The 376-nt window shown below is 42.3% G+C and carries 1 pseudogene; it reads right to left on the bottom strand.

The annotated features are described in order from the left end of the window. Positions 1-376: pseudogene (locus CG11_RS30650) on the bottom strand (hypothetical protein); the annotation flags it as partial.

A 376-nucleotide genomic window follows, 5' to 3' on the forward strand; every position in this document is an offset into this window, starting at 1 on the left:
CATTACCATCTGTTCCTGTTACATTGTACGTTGTTGTTGCACTTGGTACAAAAGCAATTCCATCTACTGCTCCATTATCCCATACATAACTTGCCGCTCCTATTCCTGTTAAGGTGATTGACTCGCCTGAACATACTACTGTGTCTGTGCTGCTTGCCATTACTATTGGTAAGGTATCTACTGTTATCGTTAAGTTGCCTGTTGCACTACAACCATTACCATCTGTTCCTGTTACATTGTACGTTGTTGTTGCACTTGGTACAAAAGCAATTCCATCTACTGCTCCATTATCCCATACATAACTTGCCGCTCCTATTCCTGTTAAGGTGATTGACTCGCCTGAACATACTACTGTGTCTGTGCTGCTTGCCATGAA

Source organism: Aureispira sp. CCB-QB1, from assembly GCF_000724545.1.
GTDB lineage: Bacteria > Bacteroidota > Bacteroidia > Chitinophagales > Saprospiraceae > Aureispira.